The 24,807-nt window shown below is 71.4% G+C and carries 23 protein-coding genes and 1 pseudogene; 7 read left to right on the top strand and 17 right to left on the bottom strand.

Going from position 1 to position 24,807, the window contains the following annotated elements:
• Positions 1–29 precede the first annotated feature (29 nt).
• From GQF42_RS44850 to GQF42_RS08965, 6 genes are all read right to left on the bottom strand, one after another.
• Positions 30–236 carry a hypothetical protein gene (locus GQF42_RS44850; protein ID WP_199272616.1) on the bottom strand — a complete coding sequence of 69 codons (207 nt, stop codon included), beginning with the start codon at positions 234–236 and terminating at the stop codon, positions 30–32.
• 161 nt (positions 237–397) lie between these two features.
• Positions 398–4,666, bottom strand: coding sequence for a DUF6531 domain-containing protein (locus GQF42_RS08985; RefSeq protein ID WP_267906135.1), 4,269 nt, complete (start codon positions 4,664–4,666; stop codon positions 398–400).
• Positions 4,656–5,021, bottom strand: coding sequence for a hypothetical protein (locus tag GQF42_RS08980; RefSeq protein ID WP_158919119.1), 366 nt, complete (start codon positions 5,019–5,021; stop codon positions 4,656–4,658). The genes GQF42_RS08985 and GQF42_RS08980 overlap by 11 nt, the downstream gene beginning before the upstream one ends.
• Positions 5,022–5,368: 347 nt before the next feature.
• Complete coding sequence (locus GQF42_RS08975) at positions 5,369–5,875, bottom strand: MBL fold metallo-hydrolase (RefSeq protein ID WP_267906177.1); 507 nt, start codon at positions 5,873–5,875, stop codon at positions 5,369–5,371.
• A gap of 30 nt (positions 5,876–5,905) precedes the next feature.
• A complete protein-coding gene (locus GQF42_RS08970; RefSeq protein ID WP_158919117.1) occupies positions 5,906–6,148 on the bottom strand; it encodes an MBL fold metallo-hydrolase in 243 nt (80 codons plus the stop codon).
• 136 nt (positions 6,149–6,284) lie between these two features.
• The gene (locus tag GQF42_RS08965; protein WP_158919116.1) at positions 6,285–7,046 is read right to left on the bottom strand and encodes a DeoR/GlpR family DNA-binding transcription regulator; all 762 of its coding nucleotides are present in this window, start codon (positions 7,044–7,046) and stop codon (positions 6,285–6,287) included.
• Positions 7,047–7,135: 89 nt separating this feature from the next.
• Here GQF42_RS08965 and GQF42_RS08960 point away from each other — a divergent pair, with 89 nt between their 5' ends.
• Together GQF42_RS08960 and GQF42_RS08955 are read left to right on the top strand one after the other, a co-directional pair.
• Positions 7,136–8,362, top strand: coding sequence for an MFS transporter (locus tag GQF42_RS08960; RefSeq protein WP_158919115.1), 1,227 nt, complete (start codon positions 7,136–7,138; stop codon positions 8,360–8,362).
• A gap of 372 nt (positions 8,363–8,734) precedes the next feature.
• Positions 8,735–9,577 carry a hypothetical protein gene (locus GQF42_RS08955; protein ID WP_233273304.1) on the top strand — a complete coding sequence of 281 codons (843 nt, stop codon included), beginning with the start codon at positions 8,735–8,737 and terminating at the stop codon, positions 9,575–9,577.
• A gap of 76 nt (positions 9,578–9,653) precedes the next feature.
• On the opposite strand, the gene GQF42_RS08950 is transcribed toward GQF42_RS08955, so the two are convergent.
• A complete protein-coding gene (locus GQF42_RS08950; RefSeq protein ID WP_158919114.1) occupies positions 9,654–10,100 on the bottom strand; it encodes an Lrp/AsnC family transcriptional regulator in 447 nt (148 codons plus the stop codon).
• A gap of 94 nt (positions 10,101–10,194) precedes the next feature.
• Here GQF42_RS08950 and GQF42_RS08945 point away from each other — a divergent pair, with 94 nt between their 5' ends.
• Both GQF42_RS08945 and GQF42_RS08940 read left to right on the top strand, forming a co-directional pair.
• Positions 10,195–10,680, top strand: coding sequence for a rhodanese-like domain-containing protein (locus GQF42_RS08945; protein ID WP_158919113.1), 486 nt, complete (start codon positions 10,195–10,197; stop codon positions 10,678–10,680).
• A 26-nt stretch (positions 10,681–10,706) separates the two neighbouring features.
• The gene (locus GQF42_RS08940) at positions 10,707–11,222 is read left to right on the top strand and encodes an immunity 21 family protein (RefSeq protein WP_158919112.1); all 516 of its coding nucleotides are present in this window, start codon (positions 10,707–10,709) and stop codon (positions 11,220–11,222) included.
• 129 nt (positions 11,223–11,351) lie between these two features.
• Here the strand turns inward: GQF42_RS08940 and GQF42_RS08935 are convergent, their stop codons facing one another.
• From GQF42_RS08935 to GQF42_RS08910, 6 genes are all read right to left on the bottom strand, one after another.
• Complete coding sequence (locus GQF42_RS08935) at positions 11,352–12,590, bottom strand: cytochrome P450 (protein WP_158919111.1); 1,239 nt, start codon at positions 12,588–12,590, stop codon at positions 11,352–11,354.
• 34 nt (positions 12,591–12,624) lie between these two features.
• Complete coding sequence (locus GQF42_RS08930; RefSeq protein ID WP_158919110.1) at positions 12,625–14,016, bottom strand: NAD(P)/FAD-dependent oxidoreductase; 1,392 nt, start codon at positions 14,014–14,016, stop codon at positions 12,625–12,627.
• On the bottom strand, positions 14,006–14,254 hold the full coding sequence (locus GQF42_RS08925; RefSeq protein WP_158919109.1) for a ferredoxin: 249 nt from the start codon (positions 14,252–14,254) through the stop codon (positions 14,006–14,008). Before GQF42_RS08925 ends, GQF42_RS08930 begins: the two co-directional genes overlap by 11 nt.
• A 134-nt stretch (positions 14,255–14,388) precedes the next feature.
• Positions 14,389–15,045, bottom strand: coding sequence for a hypothetical protein (locus GQF42_RS08920; protein ID WP_158929943.1), 657 nt, complete (start codon positions 15,043–15,045; stop codon positions 14,389–14,391).
• A 511-nt stretch (positions 15,046–15,556) separates the two neighbouring features.
• Positions 15,557–17,248, bottom strand: coding sequence for a DUF885 domain-containing protein (locus tag GQF42_RS08915; protein WP_158919108.1), 1,692 nt, complete (start codon positions 17,246–17,248; stop codon positions 15,557–15,559).
• Positions 17,249–17,301: 53 nt separating this feature from the next.
• Positions 17,302–17,787 (bottom strand): Lrp/AsnC family transcriptional regulator, encoded by a 486-nt coding sequence (locus GQF42_RS08910; protein WP_158919107.1) that lies wholly within the window; start codon positions 17,785–17,787, stop codon positions 17,302–17,304.
• A 59-nt stretch (positions 17,788–17,846) separates the two neighbouring features.
• On the opposite strand from GQF42_RS08910, the gene GQF42_RS08905 reads away from it, so the two are divergent.
• Positions 17,847–19,070, top strand: a complete 1,224-nt coding sequence (locus GQF42_RS08905) for a trans-sulfuration enzyme family protein (protein WP_233273303.1) — start codon at positions 17,847–17,849, stop codon at positions 19,068–19,070.
• Positions 19,071–19,107: 37 nt separating this feature from the next.
• On the opposite strand, the gene GQF42_RS08900 is transcribed toward GQF42_RS08905, so the two are convergent.
• From GQF42_RS08900 to GQF42_RS08885, 4 genes and pseudogenes are all read right to left on the bottom strand, one after another.
• Positions 19,108–20,526, bottom strand: coding sequence for a GNAT family N-acetyltransferase (locus tag GQF42_RS08900; RefSeq protein WP_233273302.1), 1,419 nt, complete (start codon positions 20,524–20,526; stop codon positions 19,108–19,110).
• A gap of 247 nt (positions 20,527–20,773) precedes the next feature.
• Positions 20,774–20,989 (bottom strand): annotated as a pseudogene (locus GQF42_RS08895) (alkaline phosphatase D family protein); the annotation flags it as partial.
• Positions 20,990–21,125: 136 nt separating this feature from the next.
• Positions 21,126–21,956 (bottom strand): alpha/beta fold hydrolase, encoded by an 831-nt coding sequence (locus GQF42_RS08890; RefSeq protein WP_158919105.1) that lies wholly within the window; start codon positions 21,954–21,956, stop codon positions 21,126–21,128.
• 117 nt (positions 21,957–22,073) lie between these two features.
• On the bottom strand, positions 22,074–22,727 hold the full coding sequence (locus tag GQF42_RS08885; protein ID WP_158919104.1) for an NADPH-dependent F420 reductase: 654 nt from the start codon (positions 22,725–22,727) through the stop codon (positions 22,074–22,076).
• A gap of 123 nt (positions 22,728–22,850) precedes the next feature.
• Here GQF42_RS08885 and sigJ point away from each other — a divergent pair, with 123 nt between their 5' ends.
• Positions 22,851–23,735: an RNA polymerase sigma factor SigJ gene (gene sigJ / locus GQF42_RS08880; protein ID WP_158919103.1), complete on the top strand. Its 885-nt coding sequence runs from the start codon at positions 22,851–22,853 to the stop codon at positions 23,733–23,735.
• 252 nt (positions 23,736–23,987) lie between these two features.
• Positions 23,988–24,749, top strand: a complete 762-nt coding sequence (locus GQF42_RS08875) for a GntR family transcriptional regulator (RefSeq protein WP_158919102.1) — start codon at positions 23,988–23,990, stop codon at positions 24,747–24,749.
• Positions 24,750–24,807: the final 58 nt, after the last annotated feature.

Raw genomic sequence — 24,807 nt, 5'->3', positions numbered from 1 at the left:
TGCATCTGGTTTCGCCGGTCATTGATGGATCACTGCACCGTCACGGTGACAAGGCCGGGGTCTGGCAGTTCCGTCGGTGCGGTGTCGCCGTACCACGAGAACTCGAGGGCTGAGAGCCTTCCACCGCTCACCCACACGAGCAGTTCGCCGAAGAGTTGGCCCGAGTCGTCTGTGACCGTTCCGGTGGCCGGGATGATGCCGTCCTCTATCTGTGCCGCAGGGATGTCGGCGGGCACTTCCAGGTCGACACTCGGAGACTCGGCCCCCCATTGTCCGGTGACACGGGTTTCTGGTAGTTGGTTCCTCAGCTCCTGCACGCCCGGGAAATCGCACGCGAGAAGTTGGGCGAGGGTGCGCCGTTCGAGAGGGGAGAGAGGTCTGGTGGCAGAGTGGTCTGTCATAGTGTCTTTCCTGGGAACTTATCCTGGATGAACGCGGTTCCAATTCGAGGTATCCCGTTGACCATCGCTCCGCGAATGGTGACCGTTTCCCCGTCAATTGTACGGTCGACGACGAAACCACCGGATTCCGGAAGGTCGTCGCCTTCTCCAAGACTGTTGAGGATACGGCGAAACGCTTCGGAGCGCCCTCCCGAATTCTTCACTATCCCCTCGAAGCCATGCTTCGGAGGATCGATGACATGTTCGAGCTTCCGCGGCGTATTGTCCATCTCGAAGGCTTTGTCAAGCGCCTCCTGAGTGCACTTCACCAATCCCGTCGGGTCGATCCACCGGAACGGGTTGACGATGTAGGCATGATGATTTGGCGCGGGATCGAGACCGAGCGGGTCGGGGGAGAGGTAGCCTGCGGTTTCCGGATCGTAGAAACGGAAGTAGTTGTAGTGCAGCCCGGTTTCGGCATCGTGGTACTGGCCGGGGAAGCGCAGCGGGCACTCGACCGAGTCGGCCTCTGTCCCGGGGGGCAAGGGGCTGCCCCACAGTGAGGTCCGTCGCTGCCAGGCCACGGCGCCGTCTGCTGTGACAAGTTCGGTCGGTGTGCCCGCCGCGTCAGTGATGACCGCGTGGAAGCGAGGCGCGCGATCGGTGGTCGTCTCTTCCGCCAAGCGGGCCAGGAAGGACGTCTCCGAGCTGCGGGCAGAGGGCCAGTGGTCGGTCTGGGCGATCGAGCGGTGCGTGCCGGGGGCGTACTCCCAAGTGGTTGTCTTGCCGTCGGGGGTGCTCTGCTCGGCCAGACAGGTGTCGTCCCAGGTGAACTCCACGTGCTCAACTGGAGAACCGTCGTCCGATATCCGGGACTTGGCGATGCGTCGGCCCAAAGGGTCGTAGGAGTAGCGCCAGCGACTGCCGTCCGGGGTGGCAACCGCTGTCAGGCGGTCCTCCGCGTTCCAGGTGTACGTCCAGGTGTGACGCTTCCCGTTCAGCAGCCTGCGGGTTTTGGTAACGAGCCGGCCCTGGCCGTCGTGCTCGTACGTGGTATTGCCCGCGCGACGGATGATCGTGCCCTCGAACTCCCGGTCCCCAGGCGCCTCGTGCGCAGGAGCGGCGGCGTGCGTCAGATTTCCCGCTGTGTCGTAGGCGTAGGTCTCGGTCCAGCCATGAGCGCGTACGCCAGTGACGCGGCCTGTCTCATCGAGGTCGAAGTTCCGGGCGCCAGCTGTGAGTTCCCGGATGCCGGAGAGGTAGCCGTCGGCGCGGTAGGCATATTCCCGGTACTGCAGAAGATGGTGGTTGGCCCCTCTCGCGACCGCCGCCGACGTCAGCGACTGGACAGTGAGGCGGCCGGCCGCGTCCCACCCCTGGGTGAGGGTCACGTCCTCGCCGAGACGGCGTTCCGTCTCTCGGCCGCCGGCATCGTAGGTGAAGGACAGGCTCCCCGCATCGGAGCCCAACTCGGTGAATCGCCCCGTCGGGTCGTACGTCCAATGCGACGTCAGCCCGGACGGAGTTGTACGGCGGATCCGCCGCCCCAGGGCGTCATAGGCGTGTGCCGTCGTCCGGCCGTTCACGGTCTCCGAAAGGACCCTGCCGAGCTCATCGCGCTCATAGACGATCTCAGCCTCCGGACCGCGGGCGCGCGCGAGCTGTCCGGTCGGGGCGTAGGCGTACGTCGTGACGTCACCCGTACTACTCCGTTGTTCCACGACCCGGCCGAGCGCGTCCCGGGTGAAGGTCAACGTCTCGCCCGCACCGTTGGTCCGTGACAGCAGGCCGCCAACGGGGTCATGCGCGTAGGCGAGGGTCCGCCCGTTGAAGTCCGTCTCGGCCACGAGGCGACCAGCCGCGTCATAGACGTACGACCAGGTCTGACCCATCGGATTGAGGACACGCGTCAGGCGGCGTTCCGTGTCATAGGTGAACTCGAAATGCGCCCCGCCCGGATCGGTCCTGGTGGCGGGTACGTCGAATTGGCCGGACGTGTGCTGCGTGGTGTTGCCGGCGGCGTCTGTGTGGGAGCTCAGGTTGCCCTCCGCGTCCCACGTCCAGGACTCACGGGTGTTGTCCGGGTGCTCGCGCCAGGCGGGCTTGCCCTCCGTGGTCCAGCCCAGCCGGGTTCGATTCCCCAGTGGGTCCGTCACCTGGATCACCCGGCCGAAGGAGTCCCGGCGGATGGCCGTCGTGTGGCCCAGTTCGTCAGTGAGAGAAAGGGGTAGGCCGGCGTCGTCGTAGGCGACGGTACGAGTACGGCCAAGCGCGTCGGTGATTGCCGTCGGCCGCCCCGCCGCGTCGTACACGTACCGTGTCTCTGCGCCGATCGGATCGAGCACCGTCTGCAGGTTGCCCCGCTCGTCGTACGTGTGCCGCCAGACCGCGCCTCCCGGCTCGACCACTTCCGTCGGCAGGCCGAGGGTGTTGTAAGCAGCCCGGGCCACCGAGCCGTCTGGCAGGGTGAGCTCGGTGAGGTTGCCGACGGCGTCGTAAACGTATCGGGTGACGTGCCCCAAGGCGTCTGTGACGGTCAGCGGCTTGTCGCCGTACTCGTCCCACTCTGTTCGGGTGACATGCCCGAGGGGATTCGTCTCCTCCACCACCATCCCTTCGGCGTTGTACCGGTGGACCGAGACGCGGCCCTGCGAGTCCGTGTACGTCGTCGTGCGGGCGGTGTCGTCGTAGGTCAGGGTGCCGGAGAGGATGCCGTCGATGCCCTCGGTCCGTACCACCCGGCCGCGGTCGTCGTAGACGTAGCCGAACCAGGTGCCGTTGCGGTCGGTCCAGCGGGTGACGCGGCCCTCGGTGTCGTAGGTGAAGCGGAGAGGCTCACCAGTGGAGTTGATGACCTCGGTCAGGTTGCCGACCGGGTCGTAGCTGTAGCGCATCACAACCGTGCCCTCGTCGGTCGCGGTGCCGGGGCGGTAGCGGGACGGCGGCTCGTCCAGGAGGCGCAGGGCTGTGATGCGCGGGCCCTGGGTGTCGACGGCGACGTAATAGCCGCCGGAGTGGCGGATGCCGAACGGGATGCCCTCGTCGTCGCGTTCGACGTCGATGCGGTTGCCGTTGCGGTCCGTCCAGGAGTCCAGCGCCAGGTGGAACACGCCGAAGGACGGGGAGGGGACAGGGGCGGCGAAGGTCCGCGTCACGCCCGTCGCTGGGTCGGTGACCGTCATCGCGCCGTCCGGCTTACCGTCCCACTCCAGCGGCCAGCGGGCGCCCTTGACCGGCATCGTGGGAACGCCGGGATCCGGAACCGGGTACACCAGACGCATGCCGTCCGCCGCAGCAAAGACGACGCCCTCGCCGTCGATCTGGAGGCACTCGTCGAGGGTGGAGATCCAGGTCGGGCCGAAGCAGACCCCGCCCCGGTAGGAGGAGAGGTGGGTGCGGGTGAACTGAAGGGGCAGGCTTCCGGGCAGTGTCAGGTCGGTCTGCGTCATGAGCATGGCGCCGGTGGCCACGTCGATCGGCTCGCCCACGCAGGGGGTGTCGTCGGCGTTGCGGGCCGCCGTGCCCAGATCGATCAGGTCGGGGCGGAGGGAGGGCGGGCGCAGGAGCAGTGGGGTGGTGTCGGCGAGGCCGCCTTCCATGCTCGCCTTCAGCAGGCCGCCGCCCCCTCCCAAGGCGCCGCCGAAGATCATGCCGTCCTTGGCGGCCTGGTTGACCTCGTCCAGGCTGAAGCCGTGCTGCAGACCGGCCATCATCTGCAGCGGCTGGGCCACGGCAGCGTCGATGGTGACCGACTCGACCCCGCCGAACGCGACGCCGACGAAGGCACCTGCGATGATGTCGGCCACCGCGCCGGTGACCCCGACGCCGATCGTGGCGCCGAACTCGATGACCGCGTCCGCCGCCGCTGCCGCCGCACCCGAGGCGATGCCCGCGGTGAGCACGGCCAGCGTGATTCCTCCCGCGATCACGACCGCGTCGATGGCTATTCGCGTCCAGAGCTTGTTGATCGCGTCGTCGATCGTGTGGGCGAACTTGTCCAAGGCGTTGGCCATGTCCCGCGAGGACTTCGCGAGGTCGCTCAGCCAGCCGCCGTCCTTGCCCTTGGCGTAGCGGTCCCAGAACTTGTGGAACGCCTCGATGGACTCACCCGTGTTGTTGTGGATGATCGAGGACGCGCTGCGGTTCACCGGGGCTCGGACGTCGTCCACGGAGTCGGCGAACGCACGCCACGCCTTCGCCGCGTCCCGCAGCTTGTCGGGATCGGCCTCCGGCCACCACAGGCCCATGTCGAGAAGGATGTGGCGGGCTTTGGACTCAACGCTCACCGGCACCGTCGCTCTGCTTGTCGGTCTTCACTTCCGTGAAGATGCCGGCGACGAGCTTGTCGTTGTCCACGTGCCCGTCCGCCATGTCCACCATGGCCTCGTGAATGCTCGTCAGACCGAGCACCAAGACGACCGCCGCGCTCTCGATCGACTTCTGGTGCGGCTTGTAGGCGCCGCCGAACTGATTGCCCTGGTCGTCGTGGCCCCAGGGCTCGCCGAGGCCGTCCAGGGTCTTGATCAGGGTGGTCAGGGCCTTGCTCAGATCGATGGCGCCCTTCTGGAAGGCCGGTGCCGCCGCCTTGATGTCAGCGGTCTTGATGTCCAGCACCTTGCCGGGGACCTTGCCGTCACCCATCGCTGTCGTCTCCCCCCGGTTCGCAACCGCGGCTTCTGACCCTAGGGGAGACGGGTCAAGGGAAGCTTATGGTGAGGACATGCAAAGGTAATCGACGGTGGGATTGTGCATCGATGCGGTCGAGTTCGTTCGTCTTCGACCCAACTGGACAACAGGCATCCGCTTCATGAATGTCATAGCCAGCGACATCGCTCAGCCGGCCAGTGGGCCATGCCCTCCACCATCGCGAGCGCGCTCGACGGCACCCCCACAACCCCGGCCTCCGCGTAGGCGGCCGCGGTCTGCGTGAACAGACGCTCCGGATGCGCCCATGTGCCAGCGTGGGCCGCCATGATCCGGCGGGCCGCTTAGGCCAGCGGCACACTGCGTCGCGCATACTGCGCAGCCTCCTCAGCAACGCGCGCGAGGCCGTCGCGGATATCTGCCACTCCACTGCGGTCGAGCAGCGTCCCGTGACCCGGCACGAACAACTCCGCGCCCGTGTCCAACAGCGTCTGGCACGCCCTGATGCAGCCGCTCAGCGAGCCCGACCACACGACCATGTGGGCTCCGGAAAACAGGGCATCCCCCGCGAACACCACGCCCTCCTCCGGCAGGTGCACGGCGACGTCGCCCGCGCTGTGCCCGGCCTCGAGGTCGATCAACTCCACCAGCACGGTGCCGACCTTGACCTCCTCGCGGCCCTGGATGGTGCGCGTCGGTGCCGTCACCGTGACGCCGGCGAAGTCGAAGTGCGCGAAGTGCCGGGCAACGTACGCGCCAGCCGCATCCGGCCCACCCGAGCGGGCCAGCATCGTCAACTGCTCAGGCCTCGTCTCGTGACACAAGCCGGCGGCGCCGGACGCCGACGTGATGATCTCTGCCCCGGCCAGAAGCTGGTTCCCTCAAGTGTGATCCCCGTTCTGGTGCGTGCACACCAGGAGACCGATCTCCTCCCGGAGGCACACCGGCTCCACCGCCGTGAGCAACCCCTCCGTCGCGTGCAAGGTGAACTGCGTGTCGACGAGCAGTGTCTGGCCCTCGGATGCGACGAGGCCGCTGTTGCTGTACCCCCAGTCCGTGCGGTCGTGCAGCCACGCCCAACTCACATCGGCCCCCCGCCGGTCCGCCTGCACGACCTGCGTCACTAACCCACCCCACGACGAAGAGGAAATGGAGCAAGAGGCGGCTACCGCCTCGGTCGAAGAAGTAACAGGCGACCGGCATTTGCGCGTCGTACGGCCCGACCCTCGGGACAAGGCGCTGGGCAGATGCGGCCTCTCCTCAGACGGTCCTGACGACGGTCCCGGCGTCCTCGAGTGCGGTGACCTCGTCGGCGGGTGCCGTGGGGTCGGTGACGAGTGTGTGCAGGAGCGTGGAGGGGCCGACGTAGGCGTAGGCGGTGCGGCCGAGCTTGCTGCCGTCCGTGGCGACGACGATGCGGCGTGCGGAGGCGATGCTCGCCTTCTTCACCGCCGCGTCGTCGAGGTCGTAGGCGGTCAGGCCCTCGGCCGCGCTGAGGCCGCAGCAGCCGACGATCGCGGTGTCGAAGCGCAGCGCCGCCAGGGAGGCGAGCGTGAGAGGGCCGGTCAGGGCCCCCTCGGCGGCACGGGGCCGTCCGCCGGGCACCATCAGCGTGGTCGGGCCCGGGGGATCGCTGAGGAGGTGGATGGCCTGCAAGGACAGGGGCATCACGGTGACCGGCCGCCGACGCAGCAGGCGGGCGACCTCCACGCAGGTGGTGCCGCTGTCGAGGAGGACGGTCTCGCCGTCGGTGATGAGCGAGGACACCTCCGCCGCGATCCTGCGTTTGGCGTCGACGGCCTCGCGGGAGCGTAGCGCGAAGGGGGGTTCCTCGCCCCTGAGCAGCAGGGTGCGTGCCCCGCCGCGGACGCGCTCGAGGACGCCCTGCGCGGCCAGTGCGTCGAGGTCGCGTCGGATGGTCATCTCCGAGGCGCCGGTCAGCTCGGCCAGCTCCTGGACCGTGACGGTGCCCGACTCCCTGACGGCCTGCGCGATCAGCCCGTGACGGTCTGCGTTGCTCATACCGCGATTGAACACCACCACGGAATGAACAATCAATCTGTTCGCTTGAGGGCCTTTCGAACATGAAGACTGTTCGTTACGGTGAGGGCATGGAACGCTCGCTTCGATCCGCCCGTGCGGCGACCTTCGTGTACTTCGTCCTGTGCGGCACCCTGATGGGCACGTGGGTGGTGCACATCCCCGCCATCGAGGAGCGCGTGGGCATCAGCCACGCGACGCTGGGGGCCCTGCTGGTCCTGCTCGGCTTCGGGGCCTTCGCCGGCATGCAGGTGGCGGGCCGGCTGTCGGACCGTCTCGGGGCGCGCGTCGTGCTCCCGGTCTCCGGCGTTGTGTCCAGTGCGACCCTGGTACTGCCCGGCCTGCCCCGGGATCCCTGGACTCTGGCCGGTGCCCTGGTGGTCTTCGGGTTCGGCAACGGCTGCCTCGACGTGAGCATGAATGCCCATGCCGTGCATGTGGAGAGGGCATACGACCGGCCGGTCATGTCGGCGTTCCATGCCACGTTCTCCGTCGGCGGTGTCATCGCCGCGCTCGTTGCCGCGGGCGCCGCGGGCGCCGGGACGAGTCCGGCCGCCACGCTCGGCGCCTCGGGGGCCGTGGGTGTCGTGATCGCGCTGGTGACGGCCCGCGGTCTGCTGCCGGCCACCCCCGCGCCCACGCCGACCGCCACCGTCGCGGAGGACGAGGCGGTGCGAGCCGCGAGGCGGCGCACAGCCCCCGGGCGTATCTGGATCCTCGCCGTTCTGGCGGCGATGGTCATGCTGGCCGAGGGGGCCGCCAACGACTGGAGCGCACTGCATCTGAAGAACATCCTCGGCGCGCCCGCGAGCGTCGCCGCCTTCGGGTACGGCACCTACGCGGCGGCGATGACCACCGGCCGGCTGCTCGCCGACCGTGTCTCCGGCCGGTTCGGGCCCATGGCCGTGCTGCGCTACGGCGCGATCACCGCTGCCGTCGGGATCACGGTCGCGGCCGTCTCGCCGTGGACGTGGGCCGCGTTCGTGGGCTGGGCACTGTTCGGCCTGGGGCTGTCCGGCTGCGTCCCTCAACTGTTCAGCGCGGCCGGGCGTGCGGATGCCTCGGCCGCCGGCGCCAACGTCTCCCGCGTCGCGGGGATCGGCTACCTCGGGATGCTCTCCGGCCCTGCCGTCATCGGCTGGATGACCCATCTCGTGCCGTTGAATCAGGCCTTCTTGCTGCTGACCCTGCTGTGTGCGATCGCCGCCGCGGCCGCCGGAGTCCTGCGCACCGGATCCGACCGCACGCGTGAGGTGGTGCGCAGCCGACACCGACCGCCTGTGCGGCACGACCCCTGACACCGTGCCGTACAGGCTCCCCGTCCGTGGGCACGCCGGTCGTGCACAGCCGGGTGCGGCGTCCGCTGGAACTGACAGCCACGATCCGGGAGCGGTTGTGCTCGGCGCACGGCCGGCCGGTGGCGTACCGGTACGACCAACTGCCGCCCGCGCTGCCGGACTTCGACACCCAGCAGTTCGAGTCGACCGGTCCCGCCGCCCGATGCGCTCGGAGGAACCTCACCATGTCCACCGACCGCCGCATCGTGTGCTGTTCGACCCCTTCGGCGTCATCGCCCTGCGACGCCCCGCAGGTCCAGCAACTGCCGCTCGGTCGGGATCGCCCGGGGGTGCGGCCGGCCCTGTGTACGCCGCCCGCTAGCATCCCTGGCCATGGTGAGACGGGGGTGGCGGCTCGGTGCCGTGGCGGGGATGACCGTGCTGGTGGCGTTCTGCGCCTCCGGCCCGGAACGTCCGGAGGCCGTGCGTACGGCGGCGGATGTCGGCCCCCTGCCGGCCGACCGCTACAACTACACGCCGCACGACTACCAGCGATCCCAGCGGGCATCAGCCGTGCTGATCAGGCAGTGCATGGCCGACCGCGGACACCCGGACTTCCCGCTCGACCCCCGGTACCCGAGCGACCCCCTCGTCGCCGTCGCGGTCGGCACCGACTACGGCGCACTCGATCTCGAGGCCGCCCACCGCTGGGGCTACGGCTGGGACCCCGCACAGCACCCGGTCTCCGTGCCGAGGGGCCGCCGCATGACCGACGCCGAGTATGCGGACTGGCCCGACTGCAACGCCGAGGCGAACCGGCGGCTGATGCACGGCATAGATCTCAAGCGGGACTGGCTCTATGCCGGCACACGGGCGATCGAGATCGACAAAGCGGTCAAGCGCGACCCGCGCCTGCGCGCGGCCTGGGATCAGTGGTCCCGCTGTGTGGCAGCACAGGGCTTCACCCGCTACCCCGACCCCGGCGCGGCGTTCGCGGACCACGCCTGGCAGCGGGACAGCAGCGGCAACACCCGGCATACGCGCAGGGAGCGGGCCACCGCCGTCGCCGACGTCATCTGCAAGCGCCGCCACCATACGGTCGAGGTCTGGCACGCCGTGCGGGCGCAGCAGCAGGCCGCCGACATCGCACGGCATCGCGACCGCTACACCGCCGGGCTCCAGGCGCTGCGGACGTACCGAGCCAACATCGCCGAAGTGCTGCGCAAGCTCGGCTAGCGGTGCGCCGACTCGGCACTGCGCACATCGTGCGGGCGCCGACGCACACGCTGCGGCGGTGCGGGGTCCGAGCGGGTCAGTGCCCCAGTGATCGCCGGGGCAGCGGTGACGAGTACACGACGCTGGTCGTCACCGAGCCCAGCGCGCCGATCTTCCCGGAGACCTGTTCCAGATGGGACATGGACCGTGCGGCGACCTTGATGACGAAACAGTCGTCGCCCGTCACATGGTGCGCCTCCAGGATCTCGGGCGTGGCGGCCACCAGATCGTGGAACGGCTTGTAGTTGCCGTTCGGGTAGCGCAGCCGCACGAAGGCGAGGATCGACAGGCCGAGCCGCTCGGGATCGACGACCGCCGCATATCCCTGGATCACGCCGGCCTCCTCCAGCCGGCGTACTCGCTCGGTGACGGCGCTCGGCGACATCGAGACGGCACGCGCCAGTTCGGCATAGCTGGCCCGTCCCTCGCGCTGGAGGACCTCGAGGATGCGCCAGTCGGTGGCGTCCGGGGAATACACGGTCATCCCGGATGGATAGCAGGGAAATCCCCGGTGCATCAAGAGGCGTCCCGTGGATCGGCCCTTCAGCGACGGGGCGTACGGCCGTAAATTTTCAGCCATGATCACCAAGACCTCGCAGCGCTCCGTGAACCCCGTCCTGCGCGTGGCCCCCGCGCCTCCGGCCGAGGCCGCCGCCCACTTCCGGGCGAGCCTGGCCTTCCACGCCGACGTCTCCGACGTGGCCGCCGCGCTCGCGGCAGGCGACGCCCCCGGTTTCGTCGTCGTGGACTCCCGCTCGACCGAGTCCTGGGACCAGGGTCACATCCCCGGCGCGATCCACCTGCCCACGGCGCTCATTCCCGAGGAGGCCGAGCGGCTCCTCGACAAGTCCGTGCCGGTGGTGACGTACTGCTGGGGACCCGGCTGCAACGGCGCCGCCCGCGCCGCCCTCGCCCTCGCCGAACTCGGCTACCAGGTGAAGGAGTTGCTCGGCGGCTTCGAGTACTGGGCGCGCGAGGCCCTGGCCTACGAGACCTGGCAGGGCCCGGCGCGCCGTGAGCCGGATCCGCTGACCGCGCCTGTCGAAGGCGGGTGCGGCTGCTGACGACGGCCCGTGTAGGTTCTTGGCCCATGGCTCGATACGCGGATCCAGGCGTGCTGGAGTGGGTGGAGTCGGCCGGCGGCCCCCTGATAGCCGTTCCCGAGACGGTACTGCCGTTCTGGGCCGGCGCCGACAGCGAGGACCTCGCCACGGACTACGACCGGGCGTGCGAGGTCGACGGACACGTCGGCCTGCTGCCCGTGGGCGACAGCGCGGCCCTGGTACTCGGCGACGACCCCGCCTCCACCTCCTACCTGCCGGAACACACCACCTTCGTACGGTGGTCCGCCGCGCACTCCGAGGCGGATCTGCTCGCCGGCGTCCCGGCCGCCCTCGCGACGGCGGCGTGGGGGAGCGAGGTCCGCTGGCGGGTGCCCGGCCCGGTCCTGCTGTTCGACTCGGCCTGGCCCGGCCGGGCCGCCGGGCGTGTCGAGCACCTCCGGGTGCCTCTGGAGGCCGGCACATACGCGGTACGCGCCGCGTACACCCAGCCGGGCCCGGAGACCTGGATCGGCCTGGTACGGCTCAGCAGGCTCGCGGACTGACCGGGCCCGGGCCCGGCCCGGACCCGGGCGCCTGGTCCGGCGTGCCCGGCGCTCCGGCCCGCCCGTTCACCGAGCCGCTCGGGCACCTGAACCGCCGCGCCCGCCGGCCCTCGCCCGCTGCCCCGGTGGTCAGTGCAGTCCGTCGAAGGCGATCTCCAGGTGGCGGGGGCCGCGCAGCACCGCGTTCTGGCGGTAGGGCGGCGGGTCCGCGACCAGACGGGGATTCTCCAGCCGCCGGGCCAGCTCGCGCAGGGCGATCTGGGTCTCCAGGCGGGCCAGCGGAGCGCCGAAGCAACTGTGGATGCCGCTGCCGAAGCCCAGGTGCTGGATGTCCCCGCGGTCCGGGTCGAAGCGCTCGGGGTCCTTGAACCGTTCCGGGTCACGGTTGCCCGCGGCCAGGACCAGCCAGAGGCGCGATCCCTTGGGGATGGTGACCCCGCGCACCTCGATGTCGGTGATACAGGTGCGCTGCGGCACGATCTGCACCGGTGGTTCGTAGCGCAGCAGCTCTTCCACGATGGTCACCGAAAGCTCCGGGTCCTGGCGCAGCCGCTGCAGGATGTCGGGGTGCCGCAGCAGGGTGAGCATGCCGTTCGTGATCAGGTTGACCGTCGTCTCGTGACCGGCGATCAGCAGCAGCACCGCGGTGCTGAGTACCTCCATCATCGTCATGGCACCCTCCGGACCGTGGCTGTTGACCAGGTCGGACAACAGGTCGTCCCGGGGCTCCTTGGCGCGCTCTTCGACCAGCCCGGCCAGGTACATCCCGAGTTGCATCCGCGCTTCCTGCGCCGCCTTCGAGAACTCGGTGTCCGCCCCCTGCCGCGTGTCCGGGTCGAGGCTGGCGACCAGCGGGTCGACCCAGGCCCGGAAGCGGGGCTCGTCCTCCCGCGGCACACCGAGCAGCCGGCAGATCACGGTCACCGGGAAGGGATAGGCGAACTGGTCGACCAGGTCGATCTGCCGAGCGTCCCCGAAGGCGTCGATCAGCTGCTCGACGATGGCCGTCATGCTGCCCCGCATGTTCTCGACCCGGCGCGGCCGGTGCGGCGGCCCGAAGGCACTGTTCGCGATCCGCCGGAGCCGGTCGTGCTCCGGCGGATCGAGTCGCAGGAAGGACGGCGGCAGCCCGCCCGTCTCCTCGACCCGGGCCAGCTCGTCGGTTCCGGCCGCGGCCAGGTTCGCGGCGTCGGAGCTGACCCGGGGATCGTGCAGCAGAGCCTTGATGTCGTAGTACGAGCTGAAGACGTAGGGGCCGCCCTCCTCCTCGTGCAGGACCGGGTTCTTGCGCAGCTCCTCGTACAGCGGGTACGGGTTGGCACGGTTGGCGAAGTCGGTGATCTGTCGGAACAACGGGGCTTGCGTCATGACAGGTCCTCGGAGCGTCGGGATGCGGCGGCGATCAGTGCCGTGCCGGGTGGAAGACGAGCTGCTGGTCGGCCGGTGAGTAGCCGGTGAGTGTCACGGTCGGGCCGTGGGTCGGCAGCGACGGGTCGGGGAAGTCCGCCGGCACCGGCTGGCGTCCTTCCGGACGCCGGTCCATCGTCGGGAACTCCACGGGGAACGGCTCGCCCTGTTCGATCTGCCGCGCGTAGAACTCCAGCCACCGGGTGTTGTCGAAACTCACCGCGGCGATGACACGGCCCTTGTAGCCGTACACGCCGACGAAGCGGCGCTCGGCCAGCGAACCCTGCGTGATCATGAGCTGTTCGCCCATGGGGGGCACGCCGACCGACTTGATGTTCACGCCGAACATCGACGACCAGAAGGCCGGCATCCACAGGTGCGGGCGCCGGTCGGCGCCGTGGCAGATCATGTTGTGCGCGGCCGTCTCCGCCTGTGCGACGGCGTTGCCCCAGTGCTCCAGCGAGAGGAACTGGTAGCCGAACAGCGCGTGCGGGGAGCGCGCGACGTCCCCCGCCACGAAGACGTCGTCCGTGACGATGCCCCGGAAGTCGAAGGCGCGACAGCCCGCGTCGCACGCGATGCCCCGGGGCCCGGCGCCCAGCCCCGACCCGGTCAGCCACTCGGTGTTGCGCTGCGAGCCCAGCGAGACCACGACCACGTCCGCCTCGACGACACTCTCGTCGGACAGATGGACGGCCCGTACCCGGCCCACGGGGTCACCCTCCAGGGAGGTCACCGTGACATGGGTGCGCAGGTCCACGCCGTTCTCGGTCTGGAGGTCGGCGGCGACCGCGCCGACCACTCCGCCGAGCGCACCCACCAGCGGCGCGCCCGCGCGCTCCGCCACGGTGACCGGGATGCCCATCCCGCGGCAGGCCGAGGCGACCTCCGAACCGGCGAACCCGGCGCCGATGACGAACACCCGGCGCGGTCCCGCCTTCAGCCGCTGGTACAGATCGGCCGCGTCCTCCCGCGTCCGCAGCAGGCAGACACCGCTGAGCCCGGCCTCGTCCTCCTTCGGCCAGGGCCGCGCGCGCACCCCGGTCGCGATGAGCAGCCGGTCGTACGGCACTTCGTCCCCGTCGGCCAGCTTCACCCGTTTCGCCGCCAGGTCCAGACCGGTCGCCGGGATGCCGAGCCGCCACTTGGCGTCGATCTCCCAGCGGTGCGGCAACTCGGTGTGGAGCGGGGACGCCATGCCCAGCAGGACGGACTTCGACAGCGGCGGCCGGTCGTAGGGCTCGTAGGGCTCGTCCCCGATCAGGGTCAGCTCGCCGGCGAAGCCCTCGGCGCGCAGCGTCTCCGCCGCCCGCAGGCCCGCGAGCGAGGCGCCGACGATCACGATCCGGCCCTCGCGCCTGAGCCGGTCCAAGTAGTCAGCGGCCATCGGACGCCTCCTGGGCGGATCCCGTGCCCTGCTCACCCACGAGGTCCTCCAGCCCGTCGGCCGTGATCGCCTGCACCGGGCAGGCGGCGACCGCACGGGCCAGTCGCTCCCGCTGTTCCTCGGGGGCGTGCGGGTTGTAGACCAGTGATTCCTCGCCATGCATGGCAAAGACGTCGGGAGCGAGGAACGCGCACTGGGCGTACCCCTGACATTTGTTGAGATCGACGACGAGCCTCATCGACGCTCCGCCCTTCCCGTGGCCAGGTCCGGTGCGCGGCCCGCGGTGCGTGCGGCGGCCCGGACGGTGGTCGTGTCCCGCTCGCCAGCATGAGAGCCCCATGGGAAGCCCGCTCGTCGGCGACCGCATCCGGGTCAACGGGCCGGCCCGCTCACCGTCAGGATGTAGCCGCTGAGCACCAGCGACCACGCGGGGAACACCAGCTCCGCCCAGGGCACGCTCGAGGAGACGAAGAGCAGCGTCAGGGCCGTGAGGAAGCCCAGGACGCTGAGCGGGTGGGGCAGTACGCCGAGACGGCGGCCGATCACCGACATGGAGCACACGAAGACGCCCGCCATCCGCATGGCGTACTCCGTCATCAGCAGGTACGCGAGGTGGCGGCCGAAGTCCCAGGAGGCGAGCGCCGGTGCGGCACCGCGGGGGTGGGCCACGGCGAGTACGGCACTGGCCGCCGCGCCGGCGCCGAACAGCATGGCGGTGAAGACGAGCCCGCTGCCGAGGAGGACGGTGGCGAGGAACTTGTCCTCGACCGCGCCGATGTGCGCTCGTAGGGCACCGATGAACCAGAGGAAGAAGACCCCGGCGAACGGCACCAGCGAGAGTGCCGCGCGCACCGCGTCGCGGCGGCCGATGTCCGTGAAGCCCCGGGCGGTGACCGCGTTGGCCCCTTCCGGGATACCCAGCCGCAGCAGGACCATCGTCGCCGCCAGCAGCAGGGCGAAGACGACTCCCGCCAGTCCGGCCGCGCGTGGTGTCCCCAGGGCTTGCCGTCCCGGCCGCCTCTCCCGCATCTCCCGCACGGCAGGCCCGCCTCCTTGACCCATCGGCCCCGGCACCAGCAAGCCGCGCCCGGCCCGGCCGCGCCACCGGGGCTCGGCCGTACGGCCGAGCCCCGGAGCCTTGTGGGGTTGAGGGTCGTGGGTCGTGGATCCTGGGTGGCCGGTGGCCGGTGGCCGGTGGCCGGTGGCCGGTGGCCGGTGGCCGGTGGCCGGTAGCCGGTAGCCGGTAGCGGTCGTGGCGGCGGCAAATGGGCGTGCGGCCCAGCTGCCGGATCCCGGGTGCCTGGCCTCAGGTGCGTGGCGCCTCGTGTCTGGCGCCTCATGCCTGGGTTCCACGTGCCCGGCTCCTCATGGCCGGCATCGCGGCGCCGGACGGTGCCGCCGCGGTCGAGGCCGCAGGGCTCCCGCCCGGCCGATCACCCGGGCCGCGCCCGCGGCCGGGGCAGCAGGACGGAGTGCAAGCCACTCGCGCCGCGGCCCCGGGGCCCGTGCCGGTCCCGGGGCCCGTGCCGGCTTCGGGAGGTCAGAGCTGCGACAGCTCGTCCACCAGGTCGTCCAGGCCGAGGGAACCCTGCGACAGGGCCGCCATGTGCCAGGCCTTCAGGTCGAAGGAGTCGCCGTGCCGCTCGCGTGCCTTCTCGCGGCCCAGCAGCCACGCCCGCTCACCGAGCTTGTAGCCGATGGCCTGGCCCGGAATCGTCAGATAACGGGTCACCTCGCTGTCCACGAAGTCCGCCGGCCGGCTGCTGTGCGAGCCGAAGAACTCCTGTGCCAGCTCCGGCGTCCAGCGCTCACCGGGGTGGAACGGCGAGTCCGCCGGGATCCGCAGCTCCAGGTGCATGCCGATGTCCACGATCACCCGGACCGCGCGCATCATCTGAGCGTCCAGGTAGCCGAGCCGCTCCTCCGGGCTCTTGAGATAGCCCAGCTCGTCCATCAGCCGCTCCGCGTACAGCGCCCAGCCCTCGGCGTTGGAGCTGACGATGCCGATCGTGGCCTGGTAGCGGGAGAGGTGTTCCGCCACGTGTGCCCACTGGGCGAGCTGGAGGTGATGCCCGGGCACACCCTCGTGGTACCAGGTCGACACCAGGTCGTAGACCGGGAACCGGGTCTGGCCCATGGTCGGCAGCCAGGTGCGGCCGGGACGCGAGAAGTCCTCCGACGGGGGCGTGTAGTACGGGGCCGCGGCACCGCCGGGCGGCGCGATGCGCGACTCCACCTTGCGTACCCGCTCGGCGAGTTCGAAGTGCGTGCCGTCCAGGTCCTCGATGGCCTGGTCCATCAGGCCCTGGAGCCACTCCCGGACCTCCTCCACGCCCTCGATGCTCCGGCCGTGCTCGTCGAGGTGGGCGAGCGCGACCCACGGCGTCTTCGCATCGGGCAGGATCTTCTCCGCCTCCTGCTTCATCTCGCCGAGCAGCCGGTGGAACTCGGACCAGCCGTACGCGTACGCCTCGTCCAGATCCAGGTCGGTACCGTTGAAGTAGCGGGACCAGCGGGCGTACCGCTCACGCCCCACCACGTTCGAGGAGCCCTCGGCCGCCGGGACGTACACGTCCCGCAGCCAGTCCCGCAGCTCCACCAGCGCGCCGGTCGCGGCGCGGGCCGCCTCGTCCAGCTCCGTGCGCAGCGCCTGCGGTCCGGCGGCGGCGAAGTCCTCGTACCAGCCGCGGCCCGAGCCGTCGGTGTCCGTCCACTCGGCGAGCTGCTCGATGAAGGTGGCGGTCGGCCGCGGCGCCGCGAACAGCTTGCGGTCCAGGCCGAGTTGCAGCGAGGCGCGGTAGCCCGCGAGCGCGCCGGGCACCGCACGCAGCCGCTCGGCGATCGCCGCCCAGTCCTCGTCCGTCGACTGCGGGGTGACGGTGAAGATGTCCCGCACCGAGTGGCCGGGCGTGCTCATGTTGCCGATCGCGCGCAGGTGTTCGCCCGCCTCGTCCACGGCCAGCTCGGCGGTCAGCCGCTCACGCAGCAGCCGTGCGCAGCGGCGCTCGGCGTCGCTGTCCGCGCCGGGCTGCCGCTCCGCCTCGTCGAGCCTGGCGAGCGTGGTCCGCGCCAGCCGGGCGAGGGACTCCTGGCCCGCGGGCGAGTAGTCGGGCAGCCGGCTCGAACTCTCCTGCACACCGAGGTAGGTGCCGGTGACCGGGTCGAGGGCGATGAGGTCGTCCACATACGCGTCGGCGACCTGCCGGGGCAGCGGGCTCTTGGTCTCAGACATGCAGCCCATCCTCATACGGCGGGGATCTCCGCGTCACCCACGTTCGGGGGGATTCAGCTCTGGGCGTGGCCGGGAGGCAGCAGGGGCCCGCACTCCCACTGCTGGAAGATCAAACGGGTCTCCACCCGGGCCACCTCGCGCCGCGCGGTGAACTCGTCCAGAACCAGCCGCTGCAGATCGGCCATGTCCGCGACGGCCACATGGACCAGATAGTCGTCCGGACCGGTCAGATGGAACACCGTCCGCGCCTCCGGCAGCACCCGGATCCGCTCCACGAACGGCCCGACCAGCTCCCGTCGGTGCGGCCGTACCTGCACCGACAGCAGCGCCTGGAGCCCGCGCCCCAGTTTGGCCGGATCCAGTCGCAGCTGATGCCCGAGGATGACGCCCGAGCGGCGCAGCCGGGTCACCCGGTCCAGACACGTCGAGGGCGCGACGCCCACCTGTTCGGCGAGGTCGCGGTAGGTGGTCCGGGCGTCGTTCTGCAGCAGCCGCAGCAGATGGAGGTCCACCGGATCCAGTACGACAGATTCGGCCATTGGCCGAACGTAGCACGGTGTCCGGCACCCGTGAACCGTTCGATGTTCACCCTTCCGCCATGGACACAGCGAGCACCGGTGCCTACGACGGCGTACGCACCGCATCGAGAGCCCTTGCCACCGAGGCCGTGCACGCCGGCCGCGACGATCTCGCCCGCCAGGGCCTGCACGCCCCGCCGATCGACCTGTCCACCACCTATCCGTCGTACGACAGCCGAGCCGAGGCCGCCCGTATCGACGCCTTCGCCGCCGACGGCGCCGACCCCGTCGGGCCGCCCGTCTACGGCCGCGTCGGCAATCCGACCGTGGCCCGCTTCGAGACCGCCCTGGCCCGCCTGGAGGGCACCGGGTCCGCGGTCGCCTTCGCCAGCGGGATGGCCGCGCTCAGCGCGGTGCTGCTCGCCCGCGCGGCGACGGGCCTGCGCCATGTCGTCGCCGTTCGGCCCCTGTACGGCTGCAGCGACCACCTGCTGACCGCCGGGCTGCTCGGTACGGAGGTCACCTGGACCGACCCGGCCGGGATCACCGACGCGCTGCGCCCTGACACCGGTCTCGTCCTGGTCGAGTCACCGGCCAACCCGACGCTCGCCGAACTCGACCTGCGGGCCGTCGCGCACGCCTGCGGCTCGGTCCCGCTGCTCGCCGACAACACCTTCGCCACGCCGGTCCTGCAACGGCCCGCGGAGCAGGGCGCCCGACTGGTGCTGCACAGTGCCACCAAGTACCTCGGCGGCCATGGGGATGTGCTGGCCGGAGTGGTCGCCTGTGACGAGGAGTTCGCGGGCAGGCTGCGGCAGATACGTTTCGCCACCGGCGGTGTCCTGCATCCGCTGGCGGGCTATCTGCTGCTGAGGGGACTGTCCACACTTCCGGTGCGGGTGCGGGCCGCCTCCGCCAGCGCCGCCGAACTGGCCCGCCGGCTCACCGCCGACCCGCGCGTGGCCCGCGTCCACTACCCACGGCTGGGCGGCGCGATGATCGCCTTCGAGGTGTACGACGACCCGCACGAGGTCATCTCCCGGGTCCGCCTCGTCACCCCGGCGGTGAGCCTGGGCAGCGTCGACACGCTCATCCAGCACCCCGCGTCCATCAGCCACCGCATCGTCGACGCGGGCGACCGGCGCGGGGCGGGGGTGAGCGACCAACTGCTGCGGCTGTCCGTGGGGCTGGAGGACGTGGACGACCTGTGGGCGGACCTGGACCAGGCGCTGGGTGTGCAGCGGGGCCGGCAGGCGGGGGTCCACGCGGAGTCGGGGACCGCCGCCTGCCGACCCGCGCTCTGAGCGCCGTCGCGGCGGATCCGGCCGGGCCGGGTGTCCGTCAGTCCCTGTGGCTCTTCTCGCCCAGCCGTGCGCCGTGGGGCACGGTCGGCGCCACGTCCAGCCGGGCCGTGATCACGAGCGTGCCCTCCTCGATCTGGTAGTCGAGGGGCAGTCCGAGGCCGCGCATCGCGGCGACCATGCCGGTGTTGGACGCCTGCGTCACGGCGTACACGCTCGCGCAGCCCGCGTCCACGGCCATCGCGACGAGCCGGCCGAGGAGTTCGGCGCCGATGCCGCGCTGCTGCCAGTCGTCCTCGATCAGCAGCGCGACCTCGGTCTCGTCGCCGTCCCACAGCAGATGCCCGAGGCCGACGATGCGGCCGGTGGCGGTCTGTGCGGCCAGCGTCCGGCCGAAGCGCGGGCTGAGCAGGTGGTTCAGATAGCGGCCCGCGTCGCCGACCGGGCCGTGGTAGCGCATGCCGAGGGTGCGTGGCGAGCACCGCTCGTGCATCGCCTTCGCCGCCGCCAGGTCGCCGGTGTCGACCCGGCGGACGGTGATGTCGTTGCCCTCGGGCAGCGTCAGCACGTCCTGGCCGCGCGGAATGCGCGGCCCGAGCCGGTTGTCCAGCTCCACCAGCGCCCTGGCCCGTGCGAACTCGGTCGGGGTGAACGGCAGGTACGGCCGCTCCACGACGAGCACCCCGTCCTCGGGTGCCCGCAGCCGCATCACGGTGTCCTCCAGGACGCCCTCGACCGGCACCGGCTGCGGTCCGCGGCCCCCGCCGGCCGGGGTCCCGGGCAGTGAACGGATCGTGCACCGGCCCAGCAACTTGCGCAGCGCCAGCGGCAGTTCGGCGGCGTCCAGGGCGGTACGCGTGGCGAGCCCGAGCACCCGGGTGGGGACGTCGACCAGGTCGTGCGCGTCGGCCCGCTCGATCCAGGTGGACACGCCCCCGGCCAGCGAGACGGCACGGGGGATCTCGGCTCCCGCGAGCCCGCCCGGCGCCCGCAGCAGGAACTCGTCCACGGTGCCGTCGGCCAGCGGGTGGGTCTGCAGGCTGAGGATGTCCACGCCCTGCCCGGCCAGGGCCACGCACAGCGCCGCCAGCGAACCGGGCTCGTCCTTCACCGTCGTGCGCATCCGCCACAGTGCGGCGGCGCCGGCCATGTCGTTCGTGGCGGTGCCGGGCTGCCCGGCGGGCCCGGCCGACCGCGTCTCGGCGGTCGGCCGGGCGCCGGTATCGTCCGCCGGTGGTGCGTGGCCGTGGCGCCGTGCCCACCAGGTGTGGAAACCGGCCGTCGCGGCGAGCGCGAGCGCCGAGATCATCAGCAGCGCGGGACCGTCGGGACCGTGCCCGACCAGGTTCGCCATGCCGTCGGCCACCGCGACGGCTGTGAACAGGGCCGCGAGTTCGACGAGGTCGCGCCGCCAGTGGTGTACGGGGCGTCCGTGCCTCGCCCGGGTCACATCGGACATCTCTGGAGTCATACAGCCACTGTGAAGGAAAGGTGTTGCGTGATCACGAACGCTTTGTGACCGATGGGTAAAGCATGCTCCGCCCCATTTGGCCCGTTTCTTGCGGCCCGCGCCCCATCCGGGCCTCGGTACTGCGGGACCTTGCCGCGCATCGGGGGATGACGCCGGTGCGCGGCCCGGTGTGAGAGGCAAGCGTACGGGATCGGCGGCCCGCCGCCGCCTACCGGCCGACCCGGCCCGGCCGGAGCGTCTCCACGATCATCCGGGCCGGCCGGTCCGAACGCACCCGCACCGGCCCGGAGTCGGTCACGTCGCCCGCCTGTACGACCCAGCCCGCCCGGGAGCGTGCCGAGCGGGCGAACGCCTGGGCCGGGCCGAGGCCCACGGGCAGCGTCGGGGCCACCGGCGCGGCGAGGGAGCCGCGCCGGCGGCTGCGGCGGCCGGGGAACGGACGGTGGGACATGGCTGCGCCTCCAGGAACGGGGATCCGGCAGGTGCGCGGAGCCGCACCTGCCGGGGCGCCGCGGCGCGCACCCGATCCCGGGGCGAACAACGGCCCGAGTGCCGCGGGTTCGTACCCGCCGGTCCGCCGGTCCCGGTCAGCGGCTGCCGTCCAGGATGACCCGCGCGACGAGCGCCGGGTCGTCGTTCATCGGGCAGTGGCCGCAGCCGGGCAGCCGCACCAGGCGGGCATGCGGTATCAGCTGCTTGGCGCGCACGCCCTGACGGCGTACGAGGATCCGGTCCCGGGTGCCCCAGCCCACCGTGACGGGCAGGCCCGCCAGTTCGTCCGTGAACCGGACGGACCGGCCCGCCCGCAGGGTCGCGTCGAAGCCGGTGGCCCCGACCAGCGCCAGCGTCTCGGCCACCACGGCCTCGGGCGCGCGGCGCGCGGGGCGGCCGTAGATCGTGCTCGTCAGCGCGGCACGCCCGGCCGCCGAGTGCGAGAGCCGCTCCACCACCGGCAGCGGGAGGCGCCGGGCGACGGCCCGCATAGTGAGCAGCACGGTGAAGGCGTAGCGGCGCTCGGCCTCGGTCCAGAACCCGGCGGGGGACAGGGTCGTGACGGACCGCACGAGCTTCTCGCGGCCCAGCTCCAGGGCGAGCAGGCCGCCCAGCGAGTTGCCCGCGATGTGCGGTCGGTCCAGCTCCAGCGCCTCGAACAGGGCGCCGAGCACGGAGTTGGTGGTGGGCAGGTCGTAGGCGAAGCCGTCCGGCAGGCCCGGCGACGCGCCGAAACCCGGCAGGTCGACGGTGATCACGTCCCGCTCGGTGGCGAGGATGTCCACGACCGGGTCCCAGGCCTGCCGGTGGTGGCCGATGCCGTGCAGCAGGACCAGGGGTTCACCGCGGCCCACGCGCGCGTAGGACACGGTCACGTCCTTCGGGCCGTGCGGACCGGGGACCGGGAAGGAGGCGGTGGCGGACATGGGGTGCTCCTCGTCTGGCTGCTGACGGACGGTCTGGGTGCTGACGAACGCCGTAGACAGCTTGTCAGCAATTGCTACCGCCGGGTAGCCCCCGGGGAGTGCCCTGGTGGACGGCGGTCAACCCGCCCGGCACACCTCGATGTTGAAGTCCGGGCTCCCGAACCTGCGGAACATGGTGAGCCACAGCCCCAGATACATCTCCACCGACCGCGCCGACCGGATCCCGCCCAGGTCCACCACCCGCTCCGCCGGCCAGCCGAACTCCCCGAGCATGGCCGTCACCTGCTCCTTGGCCCCGGCGTCGTCCCCGCTCACGAACACGTTGTGCGCGCCCGGCACCCGCCCCGGATCCACCATCACCCGACAGTTGACCGTGTTCAGCGTCTTCACCACGCGCGCGTGCGGGAAGGCCCGCTGGATCCGCTCGCCCACGCTGTCCGACTCCACCGGGTCCAGCCGCGCCTCGCCGTCCAGGAAGACCAGCGGATTGCAGACGTCCACCAGAACCTTGCCGTCAAGGTGCTCCGCACCGGCCGTACGCAGGGCGGCCAGCGCCACCGGGCCGCCCACGGCGTTGACCACCACCTCGCCCGCCGCGGCCGCCTCCGCGAACGTGCCCGCGCGAGCCCGGCCGGCCGCGGCCGTCGCCCACTGCGCCGCCACGGGATTGTCCCTGGTGCGCGACCCGAGAGTCACCTCCTGCCCCAGCTCCACCAGCCTGCCGGCCAGCGCGCGGCCCACCTCGCCCGTGCCCAGCACCCCGTACCGCATCGGCCACCTCCGGCTCACCCGGCCGCCGGCCCCCGGCGGTCCGCCGTCATTGTGGTCCGCGCCGGTACCGGACAGTCCGATTCCGAGTGGACACGCCCGCAGTGTGTCGGATGGGATGTGGCGGTGAGCGCAGACACCGCGACCGACGTCTTCGAAGAACACCGGGCCCTGCTCATGGGGGTCGCCTACCGGATGCTCGGCCGCGTGGCCGACGCCGAGGACGTGGTGCAGGACGCCTGGCTGCGCTGGGCCGGCGCCGACCGTGCCGAGGTCCGCGAACCGGCCGCCTATCTGGTGCGCGTCACCACGCGTCTGGCCATCGACAGGCTCCGCCAGGTGCAGGCGCGCGGCGAGGCCTACGTCGGGCCGTGGCTGCCGGAGCCCTACGTCACCGAGTTCGGCGACACCGCCCCGGACGCCGCCGAGCGCGTCATGCTCGCCGACAGCGTCTCCTTCGCCGTGCTGGTCGTCCTCGAGTCCCTGTCCCCGCTGGAGCGCGCCGTCTTCGTGCTCAGGGAGGCGTTCGGATACCCGTACGCCGAGATCGCCTCGCTGCTCGGCCGTGGCGAGGCGGCGGTACGGCAGCTCGCCGGACGGGCGCGCCGGCACGTCGAGGAACGGCGGCCACGCTACGAGGTCGACCCGGCCCAGCGGCGCGAGGTGACCGAACGGTTCCTCGCCGCGGCGGCGCAGGGCGACCTCGCCGGGCTCATGTCGCTGCTCGCCCCCGACGTCCGCCTGGTCGGCGACAGCGGCGGCAAGGTCAAGGCGCCGGTGCGGATCGTGCACACCGCCGACAAGGTCGGCCGCTTTCTGGCCGCCGTCGTGCCCGGGGCGCCCGCGGACACGACGTACCGCTTCGTGGAGGCCAACGGCGGTCCGGCGGTGCTGCTCCTGTCCGGTGACAGGCCCAACAGCCTGATCCAGCTGGACATCGCCGACGGCCGCGTGGCGACCGTGTACATCGTGCGCAACCCGGACAAGCTGCGCCACCTCGCCGCCCGCTGAGCAGCGGCGCCCTTTCCGTTCAGCCCGGAGGCCCCCGTCGTGCGAGGGGGGCTTTGCCGTCACGTCACACACGCGCGCGCGTACGAACGCCTCGTGAACGCTGTGCGGCAGCGCCGCCGTGCGTTCCGTAAGGGATCGAGGATTGGTCTTGACCAAGGGTGATGGCCGCCCTATGGTCGCAGAGAAGTGCAACAACCTTTAATAAACAAGGGCGCTAAAAACCGCCGGACCACGGCTCTTGCGGAGGACAGGGTGGGGACCACGCAGCTGGAATCGGTACCGGAACCTAAGTACTGGCATCTCAAGACAGTGCTCAGCGAGGCACTGGACTCCGAGTTCTCGGTCGGTGAGATCCTGCCCAACGAGCGTGACCTCGCCGCCCGCTTCGGCGTCGCCCGCGCCACGCTCCGCCAGGCACTCGAACAGCTCGAGCTGGAGGGCCGACTGCAGCGCCGCCGCGGTGTCGGTACGACCGTGGCGCCGCCGCGCGTGGGCGTGGCCGTAGGCACCGAACAGCACGCCTGGCCGGGCGCCGCCGGGGATGCCTGGCAGACCGTCGACTGCGAGGAGGCGGCGCCGCCCGCGGCTGTCGCCGCGTCCCTGGAGACCGCCGCGGACGAGCCCGTCCACACGGTGCGCCGCTCCCGCATGTCCCACGGCCAGCGCGTCGCCACCGAGCTGCTCTACATCCCGGCGGCCTCGGTGCCCGGCCTCACGGCGATCGACGCCCCGTCCGGCCCGGCACGCGCGCGTGCGGTCCTGCGCGAGGTGCAGCACCTGACCCTGGAGGGCCAGGACCGCTCCGTCGAACTGGGCTCCGCCCGCGCGGACGACGCCAGGGACCTCGACCGCCTCCCCGGCTCACCCGTCCTGGTGGTTACCACCCGCTTCACCGCCGAGGGCCGCACCGCCGCCCTGTCCGTCGCGACGTACCGCGCCGACACCTGCCGGCTGACCTTCGGCGACTCGGCGGGCGTGGAGATACACCACGACCCGGAGCGCCGGGCTTCCTGACCCTTCCCGCGTCTTGGGCGGCCCCGCAGCTGTGCTGCGGGGCCGCACTCGTCACGGC

Source organism: Streptomyces broussonetiae, assembly GCF_009796285.1.
Classification (GTDB): Bacteria; Actinomycetota; Actinomycetes; order Streptomycetales; family Streptomycetaceae; genus Streptomyces; species Streptomyces broussonetiae.
Note: the sequence above shows the minus strand (reverse complement) of the source record. Positions and strands in the feature narration are given on the sequence as shown.